This window comes from Pseudarthrobacter sp. C1, from assembly GCF_034720455.1.
In the GTDB taxonomy this organism is placed as follows: domain Bacteria; phylum Actinomycetota; class Actinomycetes; order Actinomycetales; family Micrococcaceae; genus Arthrobacter.
In genome coordinates this window covers 19016-42932 of sequence record NZ_JAYESK010000016.1, presented here as the reverse complement: position 1 = coordinate 42932, position 23917 = coordinate 19016, and the positions used below count along the sequence as shown (strand labels likewise).

At 66.5% G+C, this 23917-nt stretch carries 23 protein-coding genes; 12 read left to right on the top strand and 11 right to left on the bottom strand.

The genetic code is table 11. The features are described from left to right. Positions 1–126 precede the first annotated feature (126 nt). Positions 127–1407 carry a wax ester/triacylglycerol synthase domain-containing protein gene (locus U7114_RS18755; protein WP_323058197.1) on the top strand — a complete coding sequence of 427 codons (1281 nt, stop codon included), beginning with the start codon at positions 127–129 and terminating at the stop codon, positions 1405–1407. Between the two features lie 91 nt (positions 1408–1498). After that, the gene (locus tag U7114_RS18750; RefSeq protein WP_323058196.1) at positions 1499–2038 is read left to right on the top strand and encodes a hypothetical protein; all 540 of its coding nucleotides are present in this window, start codon (positions 1499–1501) and stop codon (positions 2036–2038) included. A 39-nt stretch (positions 2039–2077) separates the two neighbouring features. Here U7114_RS18750 and U7114_RS18745 read toward each other — a convergent pair whose 3' ends face one another. Then, positions 2078–2551, bottom strand: coding sequence for a GNAT family N-acetyltransferase (locus U7114_RS18745; protein ID WP_323058195.1), 474 nt, complete (start codon positions 2549–2551; stop codon positions 2078–2080). A 36-nt stretch (positions 2552–2587) separates the two neighbouring features. Then, complete coding sequence (locus tag U7114_RS18740) at positions 2588–4201, bottom strand: phospholipase D family protein (RefSeq protein WP_323058194.1); 1614 nt, start codon at positions 4199–4201, stop codon at positions 2588–2590. A gap of 228 nt (positions 4202–4429) precedes the next feature. On the opposite strand from U7114_RS18740, the gene U7114_RS18735 reads away from it, so the two are divergent. Together U7114_RS18735 and U7114_RS18730 are read left to right on the top strand one after the other, a co-directional pair. Beyond that, positions 4430–4903 carry an SRPBCC family protein gene (locus U7114_RS18735; protein WP_323058193.1) on the top strand — a complete coding sequence of 158 codons (474 nt, stop codon included), beginning with the start codon at positions 4430–4432 and terminating at the stop codon, positions 4901–4903. A 177-nt stretch (positions 4904–5080) separates the two neighbouring features. Further along, entirely contained in the window at positions 5081–5854 is a 774-nt protein-coding gene (locus tag U7114_RS18730; protein ID WP_323058192.1) for a methyltransferase domain-containing protein, read from the top strand. 59 nt (positions 5855–5913) lie between these two features. On the opposite strand, the gene U7114_RS18725 is transcribed toward U7114_RS18730, so the two are convergent. Together U7114_RS18725 and U7114_RS18720 are read right to left on the bottom strand one after the other, a co-directional pair. Continuing rightward, positions 5914–6900, bottom strand: a complete 987-nt coding sequence (locus U7114_RS18725; RefSeq protein WP_323058191.1) for an aldo/keto reductase — start codon at positions 6898–6900, stop codon at positions 5914–5916. A 129-nt stretch (positions 6901–7029) separates the two neighbouring features. Further along, the gene (locus U7114_RS18720) at positions 7030–7806 is read right to left on the bottom strand and encodes a peptidase (protein WP_323058190.1); all 777 of its coding nucleotides are present in this window, start codon (positions 7804–7806) and stop codon (positions 7030–7032) included. A gap of 440 nt (positions 7807–8246) precedes the next feature. Between U7114_RS18720 and U7114_RS18715 the strand changes: the two genes are divergently transcribed. Beyond that, complete coding sequence (locus U7114_RS18715) at positions 8247–8618, top strand: VOC family protein (RefSeq protein WP_321214481.1); 372 nt, start codon at positions 8247–8249, stop codon at positions 8616–8618. Here U7114_RS18715 and U7114_RS18710 read toward each other — a convergent pair. Next, positions 8615–9802 carry an NYN domain-containing protein gene (locus tag U7114_RS18710; protein WP_323058189.1) on the bottom strand — a complete coding sequence of 396 codons (1188 nt, stop codon included), beginning with the start codon at positions 9800–9802 and terminating at the stop codon, positions 8615–8617. The genes U7114_RS18715 and U7114_RS18710 overlap by 4 nt on opposite strands. A 241-nt stretch (positions 9803–10043) precedes the next feature. Beyond that, a complete protein-coding gene (locus U7114_RS18705) occupies positions 10044–10364 on the bottom strand; it encodes a hypothetical protein (RefSeq protein WP_231754857.1) in 321 nt (106 codons plus the stop codon). Between the two features lie 117 nt (positions 10365–10481). On the opposite strand from U7114_RS18705, the gene U7114_RS18700 reads away from it, so the two are divergent. Then, positions 10482–11234 carry a GOLPH3/VPS74 family protein gene (locus tag U7114_RS18700; RefSeq protein ID WP_321214479.1) on the top strand — a complete coding sequence of 251 codons (753 nt, stop codon included), beginning with the start codon at positions 10482–10484 and terminating at the stop codon, positions 11232–11234. A gap of 33 nt (positions 11235–11267) precedes the next feature. Here U7114_RS18700 and U7114_RS18695 read toward each other — a convergent pair whose 3' ends face one another. Further along, positions 11268–12614, bottom strand: coding sequence for an MBL fold metallo-hydrolase (locus U7114_RS18695; RefSeq protein ID WP_321214478.1), 1347 nt, complete (start codon positions 12612–12614; stop codon positions 11268–11270). 218 nt (positions 12615–12832) lie between these two features. On the opposite strand from U7114_RS18695, the gene U7114_RS18690 reads away from it, so the two are divergent. The 5 genes from U7114_RS18690 to U7114_RS18670 all read left to right on the top strand — a co-directional run bounded on the left by U7114_RS18690 (position 12833) and on the right by U7114_RS18670 (position 18786). Continuing rightward, a complete protein-coding gene (locus U7114_RS18690; protein WP_321214477.1) occupies positions 12833–13834 on the top strand; it encodes a LacI family DNA-binding transcriptional regulator in 1002 nt (333 codons plus the stop codon). A 182-nt stretch (positions 13835–14016) separates the two neighbouring features. Further along, positions 14017–15351, top strand: coding sequence for an extracellular solute-binding protein (locus U7114_RS18685; protein ID WP_321214476.1), 1335 nt, complete (start codon positions 14017–14019; stop codon positions 15349–15351). A 27-nt stretch (positions 15352–15378) separates the two neighbouring features. Continuing rightward, the gene (locus tag U7114_RS18680) at positions 15379–16281 is read left to right on the top strand and encodes a carbohydrate ABC transporter permease (RefSeq protein ID WP_157240890.1); all 903 of its coding nucleotides are present in this window, start codon (positions 15379–15381) and stop codon (positions 16279–16281) included. Positions 16282–16283: 2 nt separating this feature from the next. Then, a complete protein-coding gene (locus tag U7114_RS18675; RefSeq protein ID WP_323058188.1) occupies positions 16284–17180 on the top strand; it encodes a carbohydrate ABC transporter permease in 897 nt (298 codons plus the stop codon). 67 nt (positions 17181–17247) lie between these two features. Next, on the top strand, positions 17248–18786 hold the full coding sequence (locus U7114_RS18670) for an alpha-N-arabinofuranosidase (RefSeq protein ID WP_323058187.1): 1539 nt from the start codon (positions 17248–17250) through the stop codon (positions 18784–18786). Between the two features lie 60 nt (positions 18787–18846). On the opposite strand, the gene U7114_RS18665 is transcribed toward U7114_RS18670, so the two are convergent. After that, a complete protein-coding gene (locus U7114_RS18665; RefSeq protein WP_157240896.1) occupies positions 18847–19131 on the bottom strand; it encodes a DUF427 domain-containing protein in 285 nt (94 codons plus the stop codon). Positions 19132–19284: 153 nt separating this feature from the next. Between U7114_RS18665 and U7114_RS18660 the strand changes: the two genes are divergently transcribed. After that, on the top strand, positions 19285–19746 hold the full coding sequence (locus tag U7114_RS18660; RefSeq protein WP_323058186.1) for a RidA family protein: 462 nt from the start codon (positions 19285–19287) through the stop codon (positions 19744–19746). Between the two features lie 49 nt (positions 19747–19795). Here the strand turns inward: U7114_RS18660 and U7114_RS18655 are convergent, their stop codons facing one another. From U7114_RS18655 to U7114_RS18645, 3 genes are read right to left on the bottom strand one after another with little or no spacing between them, the layout of a single operon-like run. Next, positions 19796–20995: a fumarylacetoacetate hydrolase family protein gene (locus tag U7114_RS18655; RefSeq protein WP_323058185.1), complete on the bottom strand. Its 1200-nt coding sequence runs from the start codon at positions 20993–20995 to the stop codon at positions 19796–19798. Further along, positions 20992–22473 carry an aldehyde dehydrogenase (NADP(+)) gene (locus U7114_RS18650; protein WP_323058184.1) on the bottom strand — a complete coding sequence of 494 codons (1482 nt, stop codon included), beginning with the start codon at positions 22471–22473 and terminating at the stop codon, positions 20992–20994. Before U7114_RS18650 ends, U7114_RS18655 begins: the two co-directional genes overlap by 4 nt. Further along, positions 22470–23816, bottom strand: a complete 1347-nt coding sequence (locus U7114_RS18645) for an enolase C-terminal domain-like protein (protein WP_157240903.1) — start codon at positions 23814–23816, stop codon at positions 22470–22472. Before U7114_RS18645 ends, U7114_RS18650 begins: the two co-directional genes overlap by 4 nt. Positions 23817–23917: the final 101 nt, after the last annotated feature.

Below are 23917 nucleotides of genomic sequence, written 5' to 3'. Positions count from 1 at the left end.
TTGTTAAGGGTAGGGCGTTGCTTGTCCTTATCTGGATGCGGTGGCGTTGTGTGACGTCAGGGGCTGCAGTGATTTCCTGTCCGCCCACGCGCTGACAAGCCGGTGTTTCGCGGTTACTGTCAAGGCATGCACCCGGCGACGCAAAAGCTGGCCCCTGTTGATGAGGCGAACCTGGTGCTCGACCACGCCGGGCAGGTCAACGTGTTCCTGGCCGCCTGCCTGCTCGGGCCGGGCGGTTTCCTGGCTCCGGACGGCACACCGGACATGGCGCGGCTTAGGGCGACACTTGGCGATCGGATTGCGGATTTGCCGGCGCTCCGCAAAAGAGTAATCCAAGTGGGCCGCCGGCATCACTGGATTGAATCCGTGCCCGACGTCGAGCACCACATCCGCCTCGTGGAGCCCGTCGATGGTCTTGGGGGACTTCAGGACAAGTGTGCCGAACTGACGGGGGAGCCACTGGCATGGGACCGCCCGATGTGGGAGGTCCTGGTGGTACCGGGCGCCTCGGCGACTGGCGTGGGTGTTGTGCTGCGGATCCATCATGCGGTGGCCGACGGGATGACAGCGGCGGTGATCGTGCAGCAGCTCTTTGATCCCGGGGAACCGGGGGAGCGGCCGGCGGGTGAGGCGCCTCTGCGCCGGCCTGCAGTGGCGCCGCAGTCCCAGCCCGGGAACAATGTACGCCGCACCCTGCGTCGTGTTACGACCGGCCTGTTTCGTATCCTCAAGACCCTGTGGGGCTCTGGCGTGGGTGGCACCGTGCTGCTCGGTGAGCGCAGCTCGCACCGCGGCGTCGCTTTTCTGCAGACAGATATCGAAGCCCTGGAGACGGCGGTGCGTCCGCGGGGTGCCACGGTAAATGACGCACTCCTCGCCGCGGCCGCGGCCGGCTTCCGGGCGGTCCTGGCGGCTTCCGGCGAGCCGATCGCCGCCCGGTTGCCGGTGTCAGTGCCGGTGGCGCTGCGGCGCCGCGGGGCTGCAGCGAACCAAGTGGGAGTCATGCTTGTGCAGCTGCCGCTCGGCGAGCCCGACCCCGACCTGCGCCTGCGGCTCATCGCCGCCCAGACCTGTGAGGAGAAGGTGCGGGCAAGGGATCAAGGCACCTTGGAGTTTATGCGCGGGCCGATCGGTGCACGCATCCTGGACCGCCTCTCCCGGAAGCAGCGTGTTGTTGCCGGGTTCGTCAGCAACGTGCCGGGTCCGAAGGGAACTTACCGCCTCGCCGGAGCCCCGGTTATCGCCCTCTGGCCCCTTGGGATTCTCCCGGGAAACGTACGGCTCGGTGTCGCGGCTGTCTCGTACGGCGGCAATCTGTGTTGCGGAATCCACTTTGACGCGTTGAACGTGCCGGGCGACGTCTTTGCGTCTGCGATGGGCGAGGAGATGGCGTGCCTGTGCGGGTAAGCGCAGGGCTGGGACGCAGCCTAAAGTGAGCGGTCGACGGCGGGAGGTTCCCGCCGTCGTCGTTGTCAGACCCTCCTGCCATGCTGTGGTTATGGAAGCCGGTGTGGTTGTCGATGCGGAAGTCAGGGCCCAGCTGGTGGCTGCCGTTGGCTCGGTGGCGGGGCTGGTTGATGAGCTTGCGGGTGTTGTGGCCAGCCCGTCGGCCGCCGGTGCGCCCTACCGGCTTCCCGATGCTGATGCTGATCCGCTGCAGGAGCTTTCCGAGGCGTGCCTGGATGGGTTAGGGGTGCTGGCGCGGGTTGAGGCCGCGACGGCGGCGGCGAAAGTCCAGCTGGTGGCTGCCTACGCGGAGGCTGCAGCGGTGCTGGAGGGCCCGCCGGCCAGCGCCTATGAAGCGTCGGCGCGGGAGGTGAGCCGAGTGGCAGAAGTCGCCTGCGTGCTGACGATCGGTGAACGGGCCGCGTCCGCCCTGCTGGGGGAGGCCCACGCGCTAATCGGCTGGATTTCGCCGACCGGCCGATGCTATCCCGCCGAGCACCCGGACCGGGAACCACCGCTCTGGCCACCGGGCTGCCTGCCGGCAACCGATAGCACACTGGAACAGGCCATCCTGGCGCGCCTTGCCGCCTGACGCCCCGGGCTGTGTTTCCGGTGTCCGCTGGAGCGGGTCCTAGAGTCGGAGCTCCATGAAAACGCTGTTGGGGTCCAGGACGTAGCCGGCGAAAGGCGGGCACTCGGAAAAGCCGTTTCGGGCATACAGGCGCCGGGCGGGGGCGAAGTAGTCCTCGGTGCCGGTCTCAAGGTAGAGGCGCTCGAGGTTCCGGGTGCGGGCGTCGTCGAGGATATGGCGGAGCATCAAGGTGGCTACGCCCCGTCCCCGAGCCCTTGCCGCAGTGCGCATGGACTTGATCTCACCGTGCCTGGGCGGGCCGGCAGGGGCCGCCAGGAGCTTGAGTGCGCCGCACCCCAGCAGGTCGCCGTCCTCACGGGCGGTCCAGAACGTGATTGACGGCGCCGAGAGGGCGGAATGGTCCAGGGCATGGACGCTTTCGGCCGGCGAGGTGGCGAACATGTCCGCCAGGTGTTCGCTGAGGAGTTGATGGACGTCGCCGCGGGCGGGGTCGTCCCGGTCAATGGAAATCATCGGCTCAAATGTACCGGCTGGCACGGTGGATCCTGCCTAGAACTTGGTTGTGCCGCGGATTTTGCGGGGGCGGCCGTCCGGGTCCACCAGAAGGCGGTAGACAGGGTCCGCCCAGAGACGCTGAAGGCGCGGCACGGGTTCTGTGGTGTGGTGCCGTGCATGTCCCCTGGGGCGGGGCGAACGGCGGCCGGTTTCGTGCCAATGGTCCAGAGCGTCCGCGGTTGCATTCCACAGGGCGAGCCCGTCCGACGGAGCGAGTAGCCGGGGGTCATCCTGGTCCAGGCCCAGGTGTTCGGCCCAGAGCTGGAGCCGGAGCTCCTGGGCCAAGGGACGGGAAGCCCCGGGACCAGTGTCTGCGCCGGGCGCTTCACCCTGACCAGCGGAGGTGTCGATGACCGCGCAGGTGAGCTCGCTGTCCGTGGTCCAGGACCGGCGGTTGAAGTTGTCCGATCCGCACGTGAACCAGGTGTCGTCGATGATGCAGACCTTGGCATGGACATAGATCGGCGTCCCGGCCCTGTTCTCCAGGTTGAATACGCCGAATCTGTCGGGGGCAACGCGGCGCATCTTTTCAATGGCGCGCAGCTGGCCGAGCCGCTTGGGCGGCCCTCCCAGCGGGCCGTCGGAGTCCGGGTAGCGGGGCACCACGGCGATCACGTTTAATGCGGGGTTCTGTTCGAGGGCCGCTGCGATTCCGGCCGCCACCTCAGCCGACCACAGGTACTGGTCCTCGATGTAGATCAAGGAGCGGGCCAGGCCGAAAGCTTTGGTGTAGGCCCGGGCAACGCTCCGTTCACCATCGGGTGCGAACGGGAACGGCGGATGCTTCACGCCGTAGGTGCGCAGCAGCTGCACGGCGTGAGGGCCCGCCGGCGGCGGTGGCGGCGCAGTCTCCGGCAGGGGCTCGGGGTGCCGGGGCATATCGGCCATGCGCTGCAGCAGCCTCCGGTACGGAGTGCGCCGGTCCAGGGGATGGGGGTCATCCCACCGTTCCGCGAACAGTTTCAGCACATCTGCCACAACCGGGCCGCGCAGTTCCAGGGCGGCATCGTGCCAGGGAGGCTGTTTCCCGTACCGGGGATCCATCTCCACCGCCTGCGGGTCTCCCATGTGATCGGCGTCGTCCCGGCGACTGTGGGAGAGGTCGATCCCGCCGACGAATGCGACGTCCCGGGAAGGGTCATTACGGTTGCGGATGACGAACAGTTTCTGGTGATGGCAGCCGAAGAGGCGTACCCGCTGGTCCAGCAGCACCTCGCCGCCGGCGTCGTTGATCTGGCGGCTGAGGTGCTCGTTGGACAGGTTGCTCATGGGTGCAGACACACGCTCTCCGTGCGATCTCCACACCAGGCCGCGCACTTCCACCCCGTCCCGGGCCAGCCGCGCCAGCAACTCCCCGATGGCCGGCCCGTCCGCCGTAAGCTTTTCGTCGCCGTCGCCTCGCCAGTCGGTGAACCACACGCGGTCTCCCGCTTGCAGAGCGGACAGCTCCTCGTGGAGCCGGGCGAAATAGGTGGCACCGTGAACCAGGGGCCGCACCAGGTTGCCCTCCGACCAGGACGGCGATCCCGCATTGCCCGCATGCACGTCGGCGGCCGCGTTGCCCCACTCGGCGGCACTCAAGAACCAGTAACCAGCACTACTGTCCACTCGTCGTTCCCTTCGGGATCCGGGGCCCGTCATTAGGCGTCCGGCCTACCAGTAGCCTACGACTGTGCCGGCCAATGTCATCCGGTGGACGTCGTCGTCCCTGCAATTCCGAGGGTCTGGACACCGCTGCCCGCCGGACTTATCGTGCAAAAGTGGCGGCTGCCTGACTGGCAGGATGGCAAACTCTGCCGGTCCGCTGTTGCGGCCGTCCCTCATGAGGAGGAAGCAATGGAACACGTTGAAGAGACCGTTGAAGTAGCAGTGCCGCTGCGGACCGCGTACAACCAGTGGACCCAGTTCGAATCCTTTCCGCAGTTCATGTCCGGTGTCCAATCCGTGACCCAGCTGACTGACACCACCAACCATTGGGTTACCAAGGTGGGCGGTGTGCAGCGGGAATTCGATACTGAAATAGTCGACCAGGAGCCTGACGACCGAATTGCCTGGCGCAGCACCGACGGCAAGTCCCATGCCGGCATCATCAGGTTTACGCCCCTGGATGCCAACCACACGAAGGTTAGGGTCCATTTCGAGTGGGCACCGGAAACCCTCACTGAAAAAGCAGGTGCGGCACTGAAGATGGACCAGATGCAGGTGAAATCTGACATGCGCAAGTTCAAGGACTTCATCGAATCGCGCGGTACCGAAACCGGCGGCTGGCGCGGGGAAGTCGAGGACACCGGCCCCACCGGGCAGCTCTAGAAGTGCCGGGCGGGGCCGGCTGAGGAAGCGGCGCCTCGCAAACGGAAAGCGGACGACGGCGGGACCTCCCGCCGTTGTCCGCGTCGGTGGCGCCTACGCCCTCTTGACGTTCAAATTGCAGGCGAGGAGACTCATCCCACCGCTTTCAAGTCCGTGAAATTAAGGGCAGGAAGATCCATGGAAACCACTCCGGGACAGCTCGATACCGCCGATCTCGAGGACCGTGTCCGCTCCATGTATGAGCTGGTCGCTAATTACCCGCACCAGGAATTCCATTTCGAAACCGGGCGGACACTCGCCGAACGACTGGGCTATCCCAGCCTGGACCTGGACCGCATTCCCGCTCCTGCCATCGAGTCTTTTGCCGGCGTGGGCTACTTCCACGACCTGGCAGCCCTGCAGCCCGGCGAATCAGTTTTGGACCTTGGAAGTGGCTCGGGCATGGACAGCTTCCTCGCCGCGCTCGCGGTAGGAGACACCGGCGCGGTGATCGGCGTCGACATGACACCTGCGCAGGTGGAGAAAGCCCGCCACCTGGGCGCGGACTTTGCCAACACGGAATTCCGGCAGGGCCGCGTCGAGGCCCCCGACGTCCCGCCGGGCTCGCTGGACTGCATCATCTCCAACGGGGTCATCAACCTGGTTCCGGAGAAAGCGCGCGTGTTGGACGCAGCCGCTCGGGCACTGAAACCCGGAGGCCGCCTGGTGGTTGCGGACATCGTTTCTGCGGTGCCGCTCCCCGAAAATGTCACGTGCGACGCGTCCTTGTGGGCCGCGTGCATTGGCGGAGCCATGCAGCAGGACAGTTTCCTGGCGGCGATCGAGTCGGCCGGGTTCACGGTGGACACCGTCCGCCCCAACGGGGCCTACCGGTTCCTCTCCAGCCGGGCGGTGAAGGCCACCGGCAAATACGGCGTGGCCAGCATCAGTGTGGCCGCACGCCGGGCGTAAGCTCCGGTTCACTGATGCCGACCGCCGCCACGCCGTCGTCCGCTTGCAACCGCCGCCGCTCACCGCCCGACGTAGCGCATGTGCGTATCGTTGTAGCGGTTGCCCTGCACCCCGATCTGGCTGGCGACGGCGTTCAGGTCCGCCACATCATCGGCGGACAGCGCAACGGCTGTCGCTCCGGTGTTCTCCTCGAGGCGCTCCCGGCGGCGTGTGCCGGGGATGGGCACGATCCAGGGATGCTGTGCCAGCAGCCATGCCAGCGCGATCTGTCCGGGGGTGGCGTTCTTGGCGGCAGCCAGTTCCGCGACATGCTTCACCAGCGCCTGGTTGGCTGCGCGGTTCTCCGGGGTGAAACGGGGGATGGTGCCGCGGACGTCGCCTTCCGCGAACTGCGTGGACGTATCCACGGTCCCGGTGAGGAAGCCCTTGCCGAGCGGGCTGAAGGGCACGAACCCGATCCCAAGTTCGGCCAGGGCGGGCAGCACTTCCGGCTCCGGATCCCGGGTCCACAGCGAGTACTCGCTCTGGACGGCCGTCACCGGAAAGACGGCGTGGGCGGCGCGGATGGTCGCGGCCGAGGCCTCGGAGAGCCCGAAGTGGCGGACCTTGCCGGCCTGGACGAGCTCGCCCACGGCGCCGGCCACCTCTTCAATGGGCACATTGGGGTCCACGCGGTGCTGGTAGAACAGGTCCAGCGTGTCCAAGCGCAGCCGGCGCAGCGACTCGTCCGCGACGCGTTTGATCTGCTCGGGTGAGCTGTCCAGCCCCACAGATTTGCCGCCCTCGATCCGCCACCCGAACTTCGTTGCGATCACTACTTCGTCCCGCACCGGCGCGAGTGCTTCCCCGACGATTTCCTCGTTGACGTAGGGGCCGTACACCTCGGCGGTGTCAAAGAAGTTGACTCCCAGGCCGACCGCGTCACGGATCACCCCGATCATCGCCTGGCGGTCCCCGGGGTTGGGGCCGTAGCCCTGCGACATGCCCATGCAGCCGAGGCCGATCGCCGAAACCTGCAGTCCCTGTCCGAGTGTTCGTGTATGCATGATGACTCCTTTGCCCCTGGCAGTCCGTGCCGGCACGCTTGTGCGCGGCCTTCCTCCAGTCAACGGCCTATCGGGCGCGTTAGGGAGTGTCTGCTGAAACAGGTAACAGCAGGCCCCCTTTAGCTGGCTTCAGATCCGCGGGACGCACTTCCCCCTGCCCAACAGCGCAAGGCCGGCACGGTCCCCTTCCCCGAAGTCCACTCGCCCGCTGTTCTCCGCATACATCAGCTGGGTGGGGTCGTCCACATGGTCCAGCCCCACCACATGCGCCAGTTCGTGCATGATGACCGCCCTGACCAAAGCGGGCCCGTCGGGGAAAGCCAGCGTTTCAGCCAGTGCCGGCGCGTCAAGCTGGACCTGGCCGGTGACGTACACGTACGGCTCGCCTGTTACCTGGAGCGAGGAGCTTCCACCGGTTCCCGCAACCCTTCCGGCAAGGTCCGGTGCCTCCTCCGGTGTGGACCATGCAATCAGGATGGGCGCCCACTTCCTGCCGTAACGGTCAGGCTGGTACGCCGCCCGGTCCGTCGACGGGGCCTCCGTGGTAGGTCCGTCATACACAAACTGCAGGCCCGTGGCCGCGGACACGGCAGCGACGGACTGCTGGATAAGCTGGTCCGTGCCCGGCGGCGCAAGGTCCGGCCGCACCACGTAATGGATCGGACGGCACGGGTCGTAGGCAACAAACTGCTGGTCCGGGTCGGGTGGCTCCTGGAGAACGTACGCGGTGGATCCTGTTGTGGCGGCCGGAACGCCGAGGGGAGACGAGGCCGCCTCAAACCCCGGGGGAGGGACATCGGCGCCGGGCAGGTGGGGCAGGGCCGCTGGCAGGACGAACCGGTCGAACAAAGTGGGCGTGAAGTAGAGCCCCGCAACGAGCGTCAGGCCCAGGACGGTGGCTGACACCGATTTCCACCTCAGGGTGCGCCCGGGCCTTGTCCCGCGGTAGCTCCGCCTCTTTGATGCAACCGGGGTGGGAGCGGCGCGCCAAGGTTCAGGATCCTGGAGCTTCCCGAGCGCCTCATCTATGGCCCACTGCGGGATGCGCCCGCTCGGCGAACGGCGGACGCCCGGGATATTCAGCCCGTTGCCAGGCACGTCCGAAGAATCCCTTTTGCCAAAACCTGATACCACCGGCGCCCCCTGTGCCCCCAACCCATCCTCAGGATGGTCCGCTCAGCATAATAGCTGCCGGAGGCAGTGGCCATGACGGCGGCGCCTTCAATGCGCCTGGATGGATCTCCCCATGTTGGAAGCGGCGTTCTGCTTGTAGTCTGTTCCTGCTGCGCCGGACAGCAGCCGGCAGCACTCGGTAGTTCCGTCCCTTATGGAGAGTGGAGTAGGACATGCAGCTCGGCGCTTTTTCGGTCAGCCTGGCGGTCAAGGACATCGCGGCCTCCGCTGCCTTCTACGAGAAACTCGGCTTCAGCAGGTTCGGCGGCGACATCACGCAGAACTGGCTGATCCTGAAAAATGGTGACACGGTCATCGGCCTCTTCCAGGGCATGTTCGAGAAGAACATGCTCACGTTCAACCCGGGCTGGAACCAGGACGCCGAGGCGGTGGACCCGTTCACCGACGTGCGTGATATCCAACGGCAACTGAAGGCCAAGGGCCTGGAGTTCGTCTCCGAAGCGGACGAGGGAACCAAGGGCCCGGCGAGCTTTATGGTGCTGGATCCGGACGGCAACCCGGTGCTTTTCGACCAGCACGTCTAGGCATCCAGCAGCCCGCCGCTGGCCCACCGGCGCACCGCCAGCTTTTCAGCGGCATCGAACTCCAGCAGCGCCACCCGGCAGAGTTCTTCCACATTCGCCGTCCACGCTGCTGCCAGTTCCGCGGCCGTCGCCTGGTCGCTGAGCTGGAAGTTGGCGTACGCGAGGCCCTGCAGGACGAAACTGACCGCGTTGCGTGAGACCGGCTGGCCGGCACTAACGCAGTCGTCCCGCACCTGGCGGCTCAGCTCGGTGCGGTTGACCGGATGTTCATGAAGCCGGGCCGCCAAGGACTGGAAAATCTGCCGGAACTGGGACGCTGAAAGAGCCGGCACATCCGTCACGCGGGTGACCTGCTCTTCGACGCCCGGCTGCTGCTCCGCCGGCACGGGAAGATCCTCGACCGAGAACCGTTTCCCGTCCCAGACCCAGCCGCCCTGGGCTGCCGAATACTCCACGTCCTTGCCGATCTGCGAGACCCAGGTCCCGAACTTTCCGAAGCCGCCCCAGTCCGTCTTCAGGGAAGGGTCTGCCGTGAGCGCCCGGTGGGCCACCATCGCGCCGACAACCGGTCCCGGCGCGGAGCGCACGAACTCCAGGACCTCACGGATTGCCGGCGAGCTTACTTTCGTCTTGGCCTTGGCTGCGGGAGGAACCTGCGGTTGCTTCACAGACGCCATCGCATGAATGGGCTCAACCGTCGTTCCGTTGAGGATCGCAACGAAATCGTGGGACTCCACAACGTGGTCCGCCATCTCCCGGTAAGCGAACGCCACCGCGCCGGCAGCGATGACCGTCGTCATCCGGTCAGCCGCACGGAACCGCTGGATCAGGGACGTGAAGTCGGCGTCGGCCGAGGCGATGAAGAACTCTTCGATCCCGCCGCTTCCGGAGAGCGCGTCCATGGCATCGAGCACCAGGTTGATGTCCGTGCTGCTCTTCCCCCGCTGCGTGAGCGACGGGCAGTCGATCACGCGGAAACCGGCCCGGGTCCAATATGTCCGGTACTTCGAGTACACCATCGGGTTCAGGTAGCAGTTGCGGATCAGGAAGCGGCGGGGCCCCTCCCCGGAACCGCCGGCTGACAATGCGTCAGCCCAATGCTTCGGGTCTTCGGCGAACCGCTTCGCCGCCAGCGGATCGAGTGCCTGCAGGCCGGTAAAGACGTTGTCGAAATCCACAAACATCGCTGCCCGGATGCCAGGCCTGCGGGAGGGGGAGAGTGCCTCGTTCNTGCAGGCCGGTAAAGACGTTGTCGAAATCCACAAACATCGCTGCCCGGATGCCAGGCCTGCGGGAGGGGGAGAGTGCCTCGTTCATGGGGCCAGTGTGCCAGCAACGCCGCCCACCGGCGACCCCTCCGGATGCGACACGCAAGCGGACGACGGCGGGACGTCCCGCCGTCGTCCGTTTCCTTCTGCCCGTGGTTCAGGTGGAGAGGTTCCAGTGGACCCGGATGGCCTCGGCAATGGGACCGTCCTTGACGTCGACCCGGAAGGCAACGGGCGCAGTCCCTGTTTCTTCGATGACTGCGTCACGGTAGACGCGGCCGCAGGAGGGACAGAGCGTGTAGAGGTCCTCATCGGCGGGCCATTCCGCCAATTCCGGCGGGACAGGGGGTTCTCCTGAATGCACGGGGACGCCGCGTGAGTTGGCCTGTATCAATCCGTCCTTGCTGACGGTGTTGCCGCACACGCAGGTGATTGTGGTGACATCATGGTCAACCACTTCGGCAGTTTCGGTGTCCACGGCGACCTCCCCGGCGCTGGAAGAGACGTTACGGTATCAGCTTATGCCTGCCGATCCGCCGGGAAACTAGGTACTTCGGCCGTAGTAGCCGCTGCCAGGCAGGCGCACCATGGTGCTATGGACGCTGAAACACCGAAAGCGATGGAACTGAGCCTTCCCCAGGCGTTCCTGCTGCTGGCCACAAATGACACCACCGGAAAACCCGAAATTCCGGTCTTCGCACTGCGGACCACGCTGGCAGGTGCTGTGCTGGCCGAGCTGGACCTGCTCGGTGCTATCGAGCTGCAGGGCAAGCACGTCAGGGTTGCCGGCACTGCTCCGGACACCCATCTGCAGCACGAGCTGGAGCTCCTCCGCGGCAAGTCACGGCCGCACACTCCACGATGGTGGGTCTCGGCGCTTGAGAGCCGCGCCGAAGTGCAGCGCGTCTACGAGGGGATGGCCTCCCTGGGCATCGTGGAACACGTCGGCGAAAGGCACCTGGGCCTTTTCCGCGCCGTGCGCTACCCGGAAAAGGACCATGCTCCGGAGGCCGCACTCCTGAAAAAGATCGAAGCGGCACTCAGCGGTGCACCGTCCAACCTCGAGCCACCGGACACAGGGGCCGCCGACGCAACGGCCACCGATGCCGGCACCGCGGGGGCCCAGGTACAGGATTCCGCGTCCGCCAAGACCGGTACCAAGGCCCCCGAACCCAGGACCATAGCGCTGATCGCCCTGCTCCAGGCGGGCGGGCTGCTCGGCAAGCTCATCCCGGAAGCGGACAGGGTCCGGGCCAGTGAGCTGGCCAAGGACTACTGGCCGTCCCGCGCCGTGGAGGACGAACTCCGCATGATCAGGCTGGCGGAGGAAGAGGCCGCGAACCTCTGACACGGCAGGCACCGTTTCACGCCGGCGGAGCCCTCATGCCAGGGCGAGGCCGGCCTTCCTCGCGTCACGGAATTTGGCATCGATGTGCACCACGTCGCGGCCTGCGCGCTGCAGCAGGCTTGCCGCCACCGCAGAGCGGTACCCGGACCCGCAGTGCACCCACAGCCGCCCGGCGGGCACCTCGTCCATGCGGCGCAGCAGCTCGTGGACCGGGATGTTTGTTGCCTCGCGGATGTGCGACTCTTCGAACTCGTCGGTGCGGCGGACGTCCAGGAGGGGCTCGTCGGTGGGCCTCTGCAGCACTTCCTGCCAGCCAACGCTGCGGTAGGAGGAGGTGGGTGCCCCGGGCGCGAGTTCCCCGGGTCCGCTGCCGATTGCGGCGTCCGGGTTGTCGATCCCGATGCGGGAAAGGTCCCGGATGGCGTTCTCCACGTCCCGGTGCTCACCCACCAGGGTCAGTTGTTCGTCCCAGGGCAGGACCCAGCCCAGGAAGGCGGTGAACTTGGTGCCGTCGCCGTATTCGAAGCTGACGCTGCCGCTGAGGTGGCTGTTGGCAAAGGCAATGCGGTTCCGCAGGTCCACCACCCACTCTCCCCGCTGGAGGCGGGCCGCCAGCTCATCCTGGTCCAGGGAGTCGGGCAGTTCCAGGTCCGGCGCCGTGGGTCCTGCCAGGTTGATCGGGGCCATATGGGCGTAATAGGACGGATAAGCCGTGAGGTTGTGGATGAGCTCCTGGACGAAGTGGTCCTCGTCCGGATCCGTCAGGGCATGGTTTTCCTTCAGCTGCTCGCCGATGGTGGAGGACTCCGCCCCGCTGGCCGGGCCTGAGGAACAGAAGGAGCCGAAGCCATGGGTGGGGTAGAGCCCGGCGTCCTTGCCCGCCTCGTCCACCAGGCGCCGCACCGAGGCGTATTGGTGGTGGGTGAGCGGCACGGTGTCTTCGTCGCTGACCAGGTCGGTGCGGCCCACGGAGCCGTAGAGCAGGCTCCCTCCGGAGAAAACGGCCTGGCGCTCGCCGTCCGTGACGATGTAGGAGAGATGGTGGTGGGTGTGCCCTGGCGTGGCCACCGCCTTGAGGACCATCCTTCCCACCTGCACCGTGTCTCCGTCCGAGATCGGCTGGCGGCGGTACGGGACGTCGTCCGCGGCGTTGACCAGGTAGGCGGCATTGTGGTCCTTGGCGAGTTGCAGGCCGCCCGTGACGTAGTCGTTGTGGATGTGCGTTTCCGCAACGTGCGTGATCCTCACCCCGGCGTCCGCGACGGCCTTGTCCACCCGGTCGGTGTCCCGCTGGGGATCGATGACGATGCCCACCGCGCCGTCGTGGACCAGGTAGGTGCGGTCGCCAAGCTGGGGCGTTTCGATAGTGACGACTTCCATGCCGGGTTCCTCCTTGAACGGGTATCAGCCTGATCGCCACGTTACCCCCGGCAATGCCGGGCTGGTAGCCCCGCCTGCACCCCTCACGCAGGAGGCGGACGACGGCGGGAGGTTCCGCCGTCGTCCGTCCCGACTGGCGGTAAAATCGTCAGCAGGCCCGCCGTCGGAAGGCGGCCACTCGCTGCCGGCTCTTGCCCGGAAAGTTTGGAAGGGGAGCATTGCGCGCAACGGTCAAGGATGTCGCCCGCCGTGCCGGGGTCTCACCCAAGACTGTCTCGAACGTGATGAACGGCATCGTTCCGGTGAGCGGGGCCACCCGGTCCAAGGTGGAGCAGGCCATCCTCGAACTGGATTACGTCCCCAACCTCTCCGCCCGCGGGCTGCGTAACGGGAGGTCCGGCGTGATTGCGCTGGCCCTGCCTGACCTGGGCACGCCGTACTCGGCAGAAATTGCCCACAATATTGTCGAAGTGGCACACGAGCAGGGCTGGATCGTGCAGATCGAGGAGACCGGCTCGGATCCCCAGCGCGAACACGAACTCATGGTGCGCGCCCGCTCCAACCTGATCGACGGGCTCATCCTTAATCCCGTAGTGCTGGACGAGAGTGCCGTGCAGGTGGGCGTTGCCCTGCCGCCGGTGGTCCTGCTCGGTGAGGTCAAGCAAAAGCTCGCCGACCGTGTGCACGTGGACAGCGTCGGCGCCGCGCGGGACATGACCCTCGCCCTGGCCGCGTCCGGGCGACGCCGGATCGCCATCCTGGGAACCACCGAGGGCAGGGGATCCGCCGCGGCGATCCAGAGGACGCAAGGTTATGAAGAGGCCCTGGGGATCCTGGGCATTGACCGGGACGAGTCGCTGCTGATCCCCTGCGAAAAATGGACGCCGCAGACCGCCGCCGATGCGCTTACGGCCTACCTGGACACGCATCCTGTTCCGGAAGCGTTGTTCTGCTTCACCGATTCCATGGCAATCGGCGCCCTGAGCGTGCTCTGGAAGAGGGGCCTGCGGATACCGGACGACATTGCCGTGGCGGGCTTCGATGACATTGCCGACGGCCGCTACGCCGTGCCTTCCTTGACCACTGTCTCCTTCGACAAGCGCGGCATTGCCAGCGAAGCCCTACGCCTCCTGACGGAGCGGATGGCGGACCGCGGCCAGGAACAGCGCGTGGTCTCCATCGACTACACGATCGTGGAGCGGGACAGCAGCCGCGGCTGAAACGAGAGCATTCCACCAAGTTGTTGGCGCTAACAGTTTTTCCTTGCGGCAGCCATTACATCGATGTAACGTGAGACCTGCGTCACTTCCCCCAAGGCATCTGCCGGGGACGGAGCGCGCCGGAACCGGAACTTTAGGCAACAGTAGGAACCTTTCAGCGGACCCATCCAAAGGAGTGATTGGTGAAGCAGTTTGAATTTTTGCCCGGGAAACAGTTGTCCCGCCGGCAGTTACTGACAGGAACGGCCGCCCTGGGCAGCGTCCTGGCAACAGGCGCACTGACGGGCTGCGGCGGAAACGCCCAGGCTGCCGGCGTGCGGGACATCGGGTTCTGGCATTTGCTGTCCGGGGGCGACGGCATCAAGATGCAGGCGATGATCAACGGCGCCAACCAGGCCAACCCTGCGTTCAAGGTGCATCCCACCGTGCTGGCGTGGGGGCCGCCGTACTACACCAAACTGGCCATGGCCTCTGCGGGCGGACGTCCGCCGGAGCTGGCGATCATGCATGCCAGCCGGGTGCCGGGCTACGCCCCCGGCGGCCTGATCGACCCCTGGGACCTCTCCCTGCTGGCAGAGCACGGCGTCACGGGCGACAACTTCGCCCCGCGCATTTGGGAGAAGAGCCAGCAGAACGGCAAGGTGTTCTCCATCGCCCTGGATTCGCATCCGTTCGTCATGTTCTACAACACGGACGTCGCCGGGAAGGCCGGAGTCCTGGCCGGAAACGGACAACTGCAGGAAGTGGCCTCCCCGCAGGAGTTCCTGGCCATGGCCAGGGAGATGCAGAAGGTCACCCAGGCCCACGGATTGTCCTTTGGCTACCTTGGCAGCGGATCCCAGATGTGGCGGCTTTTCTACACGCTCTACAAACAGCACGGCGCGGACATGACCCTGACGCCGGGCCAGCCGATGAAGGTCGACCGTGACGCAGCCATTGAGTCGCTGGACTTCATGGCATCGCTTTTCGACGACACCATCGCGGCCAAGAGCGGCGACATCAGCACGGGCATCGCGGAATTCGCCCGCGGCGGCTCGGGAATGCTGTTCAGCGGCGTCTGGGAGCTGCCGACGCTCAAGAAGGCGGGCCTGCCGGTGGACGCGGCCACCATTCCCACGCTCTACGGCACCCCGGCTGCCTACGCAGACTCGCATTCCTTCGTCCTTCCGCGGCAGCTGAACGTGGACGACACGAAGCGCCGCGACGTCTACAAGTTCGTCAGCGACGTCCTCAAGGGATCACTGTCCTGGGCAGAAGCGGGCCACATTCCCGCGTACCAGCCGGTGGTCCAGTCCCAGGCCTACAAGGACCTCACGCCGCAGGCGCACTACGCCAATGCGGCCGACGTCATCGCCTACGACCCCGAAGCCTGGTTCAGCGGCTCGGGATCTGACTGGCAGACCTACTTCGCGGAGAACGTCCAGAACGTCCTCCTTGGCCGCGACAAAGCGGCCGCAGGCTGGGACGCCTTCGAAGAGCGCACCAACCACCTGCTTTCCCGGCCCAACCCCGTCTAAACCCACCGAGCGACAAAGGAGTCCTTCATGAGTTCTTCACTAGCAGCACGGCGGAGCCCCGGGAGCCTCACCAGGAGCAACCTCAGCGGCTGGGGGTTCGCCGCGCCCTTCCTGGTTTTCTTCCTCGTTTTCCTTGTGTGGCCCCTTCTCTACGGCGTCTACATGAGCCTCACCGGCAAGTCCCTGACCGGAGCCAATGACAGCCTGATCGGCTTTGCGAACTACGCCGAAGCCTTGTCCGACGCCGGCATGTGGCGCTCACTCGGCAACACCCTGTACTTCACCGTGATCAGCACGGTCCCGCTGGTGCTGGTGGCCCTGGTGATGGCGGCACTGCTCAACGTCGGTTTGCCGGCCCAATGGCTGTGGCGGCTCTCCTACTTTGCCCCGTACCTGCTCGCGTCCACCGTGGTTTCACTGTTCTTCACGTGGATGTACAACCCGCAGCTTGGCCTCATCAACGATTCCCTGTCCAAGATCGGAATCCCCAAGGTCGCCTGGCTCAACGACCCCAACGTGGCCATGTGGGCGATCGTCATTGCCACCCTCTGGTGGACGGTGGGGTTCAACTTCCTGCTCTACCTGGCGGCGATGCAGAACATCCCGCACCAGCACTATGAGGCAGCATCCCTCGACGGTGCCGGGGCCTGGCGCCAGTTCTTCTCCATCACCCTGCCGCAGCTGACCCCCACCACCGTGATGATCGTGCTCCTCCAGATCCTCGCCTCGCTCAAGATCTTCGACCAGGTGTACCAGATGACCGCCGGAGGGCCCGGAGGATCAACCCGGCCCGTGGTGCAGTACATCTTTGAAACCGGATTCACCGGCTACCGGCTGGGCTATTCCGCAGCCATCTCCTACATCTTCTTCGGACTGATAGTGCTCGTCTCGGTCATGCAGTTCGTCATCACCCGCCGCAGGAGTGCATAACCATGGCAATTCAGACCCTCGACCGCCCCGAGTCAGGCACACGCACCAGCCAGGACCTCCGCCAGCCACGCAAGAAAATGACGGCAGGCAAGATCGCCGCCGTCGCGGTTGCCGCGCTGATCGCAGTCCTCTGGCTGGTCCCCTTCGCCTGGGCAACCGCCACCGCCTTCAAGACCGAGACGGATGCCGCGGCTCCGAAGATCAGCTGGGTCCCGCCGTCGGGCTTTACGCCCGAAGCGTTCGTGAAAGTGTTCCAGGACGGCAACATCCCGCTGTGGACGTGGAACTCGCTCTACACCTCGGCGGCCATCACGGCCATCACCCTGGTGATCTCTGCGCTCGTGGCCTACGCACTGTCCCGGATCGACTTCAAGGGCAAGAAGGTGCTGATGACGGTGATCATCGCCTCCATCATCGTCCCTCCGCCGGTCCTGATCATCCCGCTCTTCTACCAGATGCTCGCCCTGCACATGATCGACACCTCCTGGGCCATCATCCTGCCGCAGGTCATCCACCCGGCGATGGTGTTCGTGCTCAAGAAGTTCTTCGACCAGATTCCCCGCGAGCTTGAAGAAGCGGCGGTGATGGACGGCGCCAGCCGCATGCGGATCTTCACCCAAATCGTCCTGCCGCTGTCCCGGCCCATCCTTGCCGCCGTCGCCATCTTCGTGTTCATCGGCGCCTGGAACAACTTCCTGTGGCCCTTCATCGCCACCAACGACGGCGCGCTCCTCACCCTTCCGGTGGGGCTGCAGACCATCAAGAGCGCCTACGGCATCCAGTACGCGCAGAACATGGCGTCCGCCCTGCTCGCTGCGCTGCCGCTCATCCTCGTCTTCCTCTTCTTCCAGCGCCAGATCATCAAGGGCGTTGCGACGACGGGCCTCGCCGGAACCTGAACCGCCACCTACCGCCTGCAAACCAACGCTACGAACAGACCTGAACAACGACCAAGGAGTGCTGTACATGTCCCGCGCACGGATCACCCTCGACCGCGACTTCACCATCGGCGAAGTCCCCCGCCGCCTCTTTGGCTCCTTCGTGGAGCACATGGGCCGCTGCGTCTACACCGGCATCTACGAACCGGGCCACCCGGAAGCCGATGACAAAGGCTTCCGGCAAGACGTCCTCAAGCTCGTCAAGGAACTCGGGGCCACCGTCATCCGGTATCCGGGCGGCAACTTCGTCTCCGGTTACAACTGGGAGGACGGCATCGGCCCGCGCGAGAACCGTCCGCGCCGGCTGGACGGCGCCTGGCACACCGTAGAGACCAACGCGTTCGGCCTGCACGAATTCGTCGACTGGTCCCGCCAGGCCGGCACGGAAATCATGGAAGCCATCAACTTGGGCACCAAGGGCGTGGAGGCGGCCCGCGAGATCGTGGAATACGCCAACCACCCCGGCGGCAGCTACTGGTCCGACCTCCGTGCGAAGAACGGCCACAAGGATCCGTTCAACATCAAGCTCTGGTGCCTCGGCAACGAGATGGACGGCCCCTGGCAGATCGGCCACAAGACTGCCGAGGAATACGGCCGCCTGGCGCAGGAGGCGGCCAAGGCCATGCGCTTCGTGGACCCGGACATCGAACTGGTGGCCTGCGGAAGTTCCAACTCGGGCATGCCCACCTTCGGCGCCTGGGAACAGACTGTCCTGACGCATGCGTACGACGAGGTGGACTACGTGTCCCTCCACGCCTACTACCAGGAGCACGACGGCGACGCCGGCAGCTTCCTGGCCAGCGCAGTGGATACGGACTACTTCATCGAATCAGTCATCGCGACTGCCGACGCCGTCCGGGCGAAGGGCAAGCACAAGAAGCACATCAACCTGTCCTTCGACGAGTGGAACGTCTGGTACCAGCGCGGCCGGGACACCGAGGACCAGCTGCGCAACGTCGCCAAGGCCGGCTGGCGCGAGCACCCCCGGCTCATCGAGGACAAGTACAACGTGACGGACGCCGTGGTGGTGGGAACCCTGCTGAACTCGCTGCTCCGCCACGGCGACCGCGTCAAGATCGCCAACCAGGCGCAGCTGGTCAATGTCATCGCCCCGATCCTCAGCGAGGAAAACGGCCCGGCCTGGCGCCAGACCATCTTCCACCCGTTCGCCCGCATGGCCGCGCTGGCCACGGGACAGATCCTGCGCCTGTCCGTTGACTCGGACAAGTACGAAAACGCGCGCTTCGGCGGCACCGACCTGGTGGATGTCAGCGCGACGTGGAACGAGGAGACGGGCCGCGTGGCGCTCTTCCTGGCAAACCGCGGCCTGGAGGAAGCGGCGGACATCGACGTCTCACTGCGCGGGTTTGATGCCCGCCAGGTGGTCCGCGCGGAGGTCCTGGAGATCCCTGAGGGCGGGGACCGTTTCACCGCCAACAGCCAGGACCGCCCCGACCAGGTGGGACTCAAGCCGCTGCAAGGAGCGAAGGCCAGCGGCTCCGAGCTCAGGGCAACGCTTCCGGCGCTGTCCTGGGCCGTGATTGAGCTGGACGTCGCCAAGAACTGACCGGGGCGGCGCACAAGGGGAGCGGACGACGGCGGGAACCTCCCGGCGTCGTCCGCTCTGCTAGTGCTCGATGGTCACGCCCCGCCAGAAGGCGATGCGGTCCTCGATCTGCTTGGCGCGCGGCTTCGGCTCCGGGTAGAACCAGGCCGCGTCCACGTTCAGTTTCCCGTCCACTTCCAGCGTGTGGTAGCTGGCCCTGCCTTTCCATGGGCAGACCGAATAGAGGTCGCTGTCCCGCAGGTAGCCGGCGTTGACGGCGTCGCGCGGGAAGTAGTGGTTGCCCTCCACCACCACGGTGTCCGCGGATTCGGCGATGACTTTTCCGTTCCAGATAGCCCTGACCATGTGGTTCCGTTCTGTTGGGTGCCGGCTGGACGCAGGCGGCATGCTCGTAGCGATGCCAACGGAATAAGGGGCGCAGTTGTTCCCCGGCGGTCTCTGGGGATCCTTGGACCGCTAGTCTGGAAACAGGGCCCGAACACGCTAGGGGATGACCACATGACGCCTGAGCAGAAGCTTGCCGGGGCCGGATTGGTGCTGCCGCCACCGCACCCGCTGGTTGGAACCTTTGCCCTCATCACCCGGCATGCGGACGTCCTCCATGTTTCCGGGCACGGGGCCTTCGCGGACGGAGAGCCGATCCACCGCGGCAAGCTGGGAGCGGACCTTACAACGGCGGAGGGAAAGGAGGCGGCCCGGGCCGTCATGCTTTCCCTGCTCAGCACTGTGCGCGACCACCTCGGCGGGCTGGACCGGGTGGCCCGCGTCCTGAAGGCCGTCATTTTTGTGAACAGCACGCCCGGGTTCACCGAGCACCATCTTGTTGCCAACGGCGCCACCGAGGTGCTGGCCCTAGCGTTCGGCACGGAGCGGCTGCCGGCCCGGTCGGCCATCGGGGTCAGCTCCCTTCCGCTGGGCTTCGCGGTGGAAATAGAGGCAACTGTCCAAGTCGCCGATTAAAGAAGCGAACGACGGCGGGAACCTCCCGCCGTCGTCCGCTTCCGGCCGCCTACCGCACCTGGGCAGCAGACTCCTGAAGGGCCCGCTGGTGGTGCAGGTACTCGAACAGCTGCCGCAGCCCGAAAGACCATTCCGGCAATTCCTCGGCGGGGCCCACCTGGTTGACCAGCGCACCGAGGTGCCGGCTGCGGATGGTCACGGTGTCGCCCATCTTGTGCGTGAAGCCCTGCCCCGGCTGGTCGCGGTCCTGCGTCGGGGCGAACAGGGTGCCGGTGAACAGTGCGAAGCCGTCCGGGTACTGGTGGTGGCGTCCCCGGGTCGCGGCCACCAGTTCTTCGAACGGCCGGCTGATCCGGGCCACCGAGTTGCGGCCCTCAAGGCAGTAGCCGTCCGTGCCATCGACCCGCAGCAGGATCTCCTCCTCGCGGAGCGTGTCCAGGGTGAAGCCGCCGTCGAACAGCCGGATGAACGGACCCAGCGCGCAGGAGGCGTTGTTGTCCTTCGCCTTGCCCAGGAGCAGGGCGCTGCGGCCCTCCACGTCCCGAAGGTTGACGTCGTTGCCGAGCGTGGCGCCCACAACGGAACCCCCCGAGGTGGCGATCAGCACCAGCTCCGGCTCGGGGTTGTTCCAGTGGGAAAACGACGGGATCCCTACCTGCGCGCCAAGGCCCACCGACGCAAGCACCGGGGCCTTGGTGAACACCTCGGGGTCCGGCCCGATGCCCACCTCCAGGTACTGCGACCACAGCCCTTCCGCGATCAGCACCTTCTTGGCCTCGGCGGCTTCGGGCGAGCCGGGCCGGACCGCGGCGATGCTGCCGCCCAGCGCCTTCGCCACCAGCTCCCGGGTCTGCCTGGCGCGGCTGGCGTCGCCGCCGCAGCGCTCCTCAATCACCCGCTCGATCATGCTGTCCACGAACGTCACGCCGCAGGCCTTGACGACCTGGAGGTCCACCGGGGCCAGGAGATGCGGCCGGGCTGTATCGCGGGCCAGGGACGCCTCGATGATCTCCGACGCCGACCATCGGGGCACGGTCATGGCGCCCCGGACGGCTGCCACCAGGTCCGGGCGTTCGAGGAGTGCGGAGACCGTTTCGGCCAGGGGCTGGAGGTCATAGACGTCCCCGCCCTGGACCGCCACGACGCGCGGGCCGGACGCTTCGACGTCCCAGATCCGGCCGATCAGGAGCGCGCCGGCTGCATCCTCCGGAAGGACCGACGACGGTCCAATGGGCCTGGGCGCGTTCACTGGCCGCCGCCCGCCGTCGCCGGCGCAGCTTCCGGCCGCTGCCACTCGCCGTCGATGCGCTGCGGCACCCGCCAGGGGTTGGCATCCTGCACCGGTTCCGGCAGCCGGTCCGCCGGGAAGGACTGGAAGGCCACGGGCCGGAGGAAACGCCGGATGGCAGCCGTCCCCACTGACGTGGTGTTGGACGACGTCGCCGGGTAAGGCCCGCCGTGGTGCTGCGCGTAGCTGACGGTGACGCCCGTGGGCCAGCCGTTCCACAGCACCCTGCCGCTGAGATCGGTGAGCCGGGCGGCAAGGTCGGAGACGTCGTCGTCGGCTTCCGCCTGCAGGGTGGTGGTGAGCTGCCCCTCGAGGAGTCCGGCCAGTGCCGGGAGCTCGGACTCGTCCCCGTACTCCACGATGAGGCTTGCCGGCCCGAACATCTCCTGGCGGAGGATGGACGGATCCTTGCGCACCGCGGACGCCGAGGTGTGCAGCACGGTGGGGGACGGCGCCTCGGCAAAGTCGCCTTCCACCAGCACCTCCACGCCCTGCGTTCCACGGAGACCGCCGACGGCGCCCGCGAACCCCTCATGCAGACGCTCGCTGAGCAGCGGCGCGGCAATGAAATCCTTGAGCGCTTCGTTCAGCGCCGCGCGGACGGCGTCGGTGTGCCCGCGGGGAATGAACAGCAGGCCCGGTTTGGTGCAGAACTGGCCCATGCCCAGGGTGAAGGAGCCCGCGTAGCCGGCGACGATCCCGTCGCGGCGTGCGGCCCAGGCGTTCTCCGTCACGAAGACGGCGTTGATCCCGCCGAGCTCGCCGAAGAAGGGGATGGGCTCGGCACGCGCCGCGGCACGGTTGAACAAGGCGCGGCCGCCCGCCGTCGAGCCCGTGAAGCCGATGGCCTTTGTCAGGGGGTGGTCCACGAGGGCCTCCGCGGCGGACCTTCCGGTCACCAGGGCAAAGAGGCCCGACGGCGCGCCGGCGGCGTCGAGTGCGGCCACCGCAACCTCTGCGGTGCGCAGGGCAAGCTGCAGGTGCCCGTCGTGCGCCTTGTGCACCACGGCGCAGCCGGCGGCAAGCGCCGAGGCACTGTCGCCGCCCATCACGCTGAAGGCAAACGGGAAGTTGGAGGCGCCGAAGACGCCCACCACCCCGAGCGGCACGTTGTAGCGGCGCAGGTCGGGCCGCGGCCCCATGCCCCATTCCGGATCCGCGCGGTCGATCGTGGCATCGAAGTGCTCGCCGCGCCGGATCTCGTCCGCGAAGAGCCGGAGCTGGAAGGTGCTGCGCTTCAGTTCGCCGCGGAGACGCGCCTCCGCCAGGTGGGTTTCCTGTTCCCCGAGGGCCACCAGCACGTCAGCGTCTGCGTCCAGCGCTGTTGCCACCGCCTCCAGCCATGACGCCCGGGTGAAGGGATCCGCCGTCCGGGCCTTTTCGAAGGCGGCGTGGGCCGCTTCGACGACGGCGTCCAGCTCTTCCACGCTGGTGGTCATCGGACGCCTCCCGCCGGGGCGAGCCGGGCCCCGGTGACGGCGGCGCGGTTGCCTACTTCGGCCCAGCCGGCACCGCCCGGGAATTCCCAGCGGGACCGCGAGGCGCTGAGCATTTCGGCGCCGGTGCCGGGCAGCTGCGGGGCAGCGTAGCGGCCGTTAACGATCCGGACCGGCTCGGCGAAGTGCTCGTGCAGGTGGTCCACATACTCGATCATGCGCCCGTCCTGGCTGCCGGTGATTGCCGCATAGTCGAAGAAGGAGAAATGCTGGACGAGCTCGCAGAGCCCCACGCCGCCGGCGTGCGGACAGACCGGGACGCCGAACTTGGCGGCGAGCAGCAGGTTGGCGATGTTCTCGTTGACGCCGGCCACGCGGGTGGAGTCAAGCTGGAGGACGTCGATGGAGCCTGCCTGCAGCAGCTGCTTGAACACAATGCGGCTGGCAACGGCCTCACCGGTGGCAACGCGGACCGGGGCCACGCCCCTGCGGATGTCCGCGTGGCCCAGGATGTCATCGGTGCTGGTGGGCTCTTCAATCCAGTACGGGTTGAACTCTGCAAGCTGGTTCACCCATTCGATGGCTTCGGAGACCTCCCAGCGCTGGTTGGCGTCGATGGCGATGGGAAGTTCACCCACGGCCTGCCGCGCCAGGGCCATGCGGCGGCGGTCATCGTTGATGTCCCCGCCCACTTTGAGCTTGATCATGGAGAAGCCGTCCGCTGCCGCCTGCTTGCTGAGCCGGACCAGCTTTTCGTCGCTGTAGCCCAGCCAGCCGGGGGAGGTGGTGTAGGCGGGGTAGCCGTCCACCTTGAGGGCGGCGATCCGTGCGGCCTTCCCGTCCTCGCCGGCGCGCAGGATGTCCAGGGCCTGCTGGGGGTTGAGGGCATCCCGGATGTGGGTGAAGTCGACGACGTCGACGATCTCCTCGGCGGGCATTTCGCTGAGCAGGAGCCACAGCGGCTTGTTTTCGCGCCGGGCCCGGATGTCCCAGAGCGCACTGACCAGGGCGCCGGCCGCCATCTGGGTCACGCCCTTTTCCGGGCCGAGCCAGCGCAGCTGGGAATCGTGGATGAGCCGCTTGGAGGCGTTGCCAAGGTCGTAGATGAGCTCGTCGATGTCCCGGCCCACCAGGAGGGCTGCATAGGAATCGATGGCGTGGGTGATGACCTCGTTGCCGCGGCCGCAGCTGAACACAAAACCGTGGCCTTCGTCGCCCGCGTCGGTGCGGATGACCACGTACGCGGCGGAGTAGTCGGGGTCGACGTTGACTGCGTCGGAGCCGTCAAGTTCCAGGGACGTCGGGAAGCGGACGTCCTGGGTACGGATGGAAGAAATGGAAGGCATGCTGGTCTTCTCTCTGCACTGGGAGGAGTTCGTGGGCTATTCCTATATGAAGTTTGATAATCATATAGGAAGTGTGAGGCAGGTCAAGTTTTCCGGCGGCC

Bases quoted from the DNA above. Each gene is read 5' to 3' on its own strand.
- U7114_RS18700 (WP_321214479.1), top strand. From the start codon at position 10,482: ATGGACGCTGAAACACCGAAAGCGATGGAACTGAGCCTTCCCCAGGCG.
- U7114_RS18755 (WP_323058197.1), top strand. From the start codon at position 127: ATGCACCCGGCGACGCAAAAGCTGGCCCCTGTTGATGAGGCGAACCTG.
- U7114_RS18735 (WP_323058193.1), top strand. From the start codon at position 4,430: ATGGAACACGTTGAAGAGACCGTTGAAGTAGCAGTGCCGCTGCGGACC.
- U7114_RS18710 (WP_323058189.1), bottom strand. From the start codon at position 9,802: ATGTTTGTGGATTTCGACAACGTCTTTACCGGCCTGCAGGCACTCGAT.
- U7114_RS18680 (WP_157240890.1), top strand. From the start codon at position 15,379: ATGAGTTCTTCACTAGCAGCACGGCGGAGCCCCGGGAGCCTCACCAGG.
- U7114_RS18645 (WP_157240903.1), bottom strand. From the start codon at position 23,816: ATGCCTTCCATTTCTTCCATCCGTACCCAGGACGTCCGCTTCCCGACG.
- U7114_RS18695 (WP_321214478.1), bottom strand. From the start codon at position 12,614: ATGGAAGTCGTCACTATCGAAACGCCCCAGCTTGGCGACCGCACCTAC.
- U7114_RS18730 (WP_323058192.1), top strand. From the start codon at position 5,081: ATGGAAACCACTCCGGGACAGCTCGATACCGCCGATCTCGAGGACCGT.
- U7114_RS18670 (WP_323058187.1), top strand. From the start codon at position 17,248: ATGTCCCGCGCACGGATCACCCTCGACCGCGACTTCACCATCGGCGAA.
- U7114_RS18665 (WP_157240896.1), bottom strand. From the start codon at position 19,131: ATGGTCAGGGCTATCTGGAACGGAAAAGTCATCGCCGAATCCGCGGAC.
- U7114_RS18650 (WP_323058184.1), bottom strand. From the start codon at position 22,473: ATGACCACCAGCGTGGAAGAGCTGGACGCCGTCGTCGAAGCGGCCCAC.
- U7114_RS18750 (WP_323058196.1), top strand. From the start codon at position 1,499: ATGGAAGCCGGTGTGGTTGTCGATGCGGAAGTCAGGGCCCAGCTGGTG.
- U7114_RS18725 (WP_323058191.1), bottom strand. From the start codon at position 6,900: ATGCATACACGAACACTCGGACAGGGACTGCAGGTTTCGGCGATCGGC.
- U7114_RS18660 (WP_323058186.1), top strand. From the start codon at position 19,285: ATGACGCCTGAGCAGAAGCTTGCCGGGGCCGGATTGGTGCTGCCGCCA.
- U7114_RS18715 (WP_321214481.1), top strand. From the start codon at position 8,247: ATGCAGCTCGGCGCTTTTTCGGTCAGCCTGGCGGTCAAGGACATCGCG.
- U7114_RS18745 (WP_323058195.1), bottom strand. From the start codon at position 2,551: ATGATTTCCATTGACCGGGACGACCCCGCCCGCGGCGACGTCCATCAA.
- U7114_RS18675 (WP_323058188.1), top strand. From the start codon at position 16,284: ATGGCAATTCAGACCCTCGACCGCCCCGAGTCAGGCACACGCACCAGC.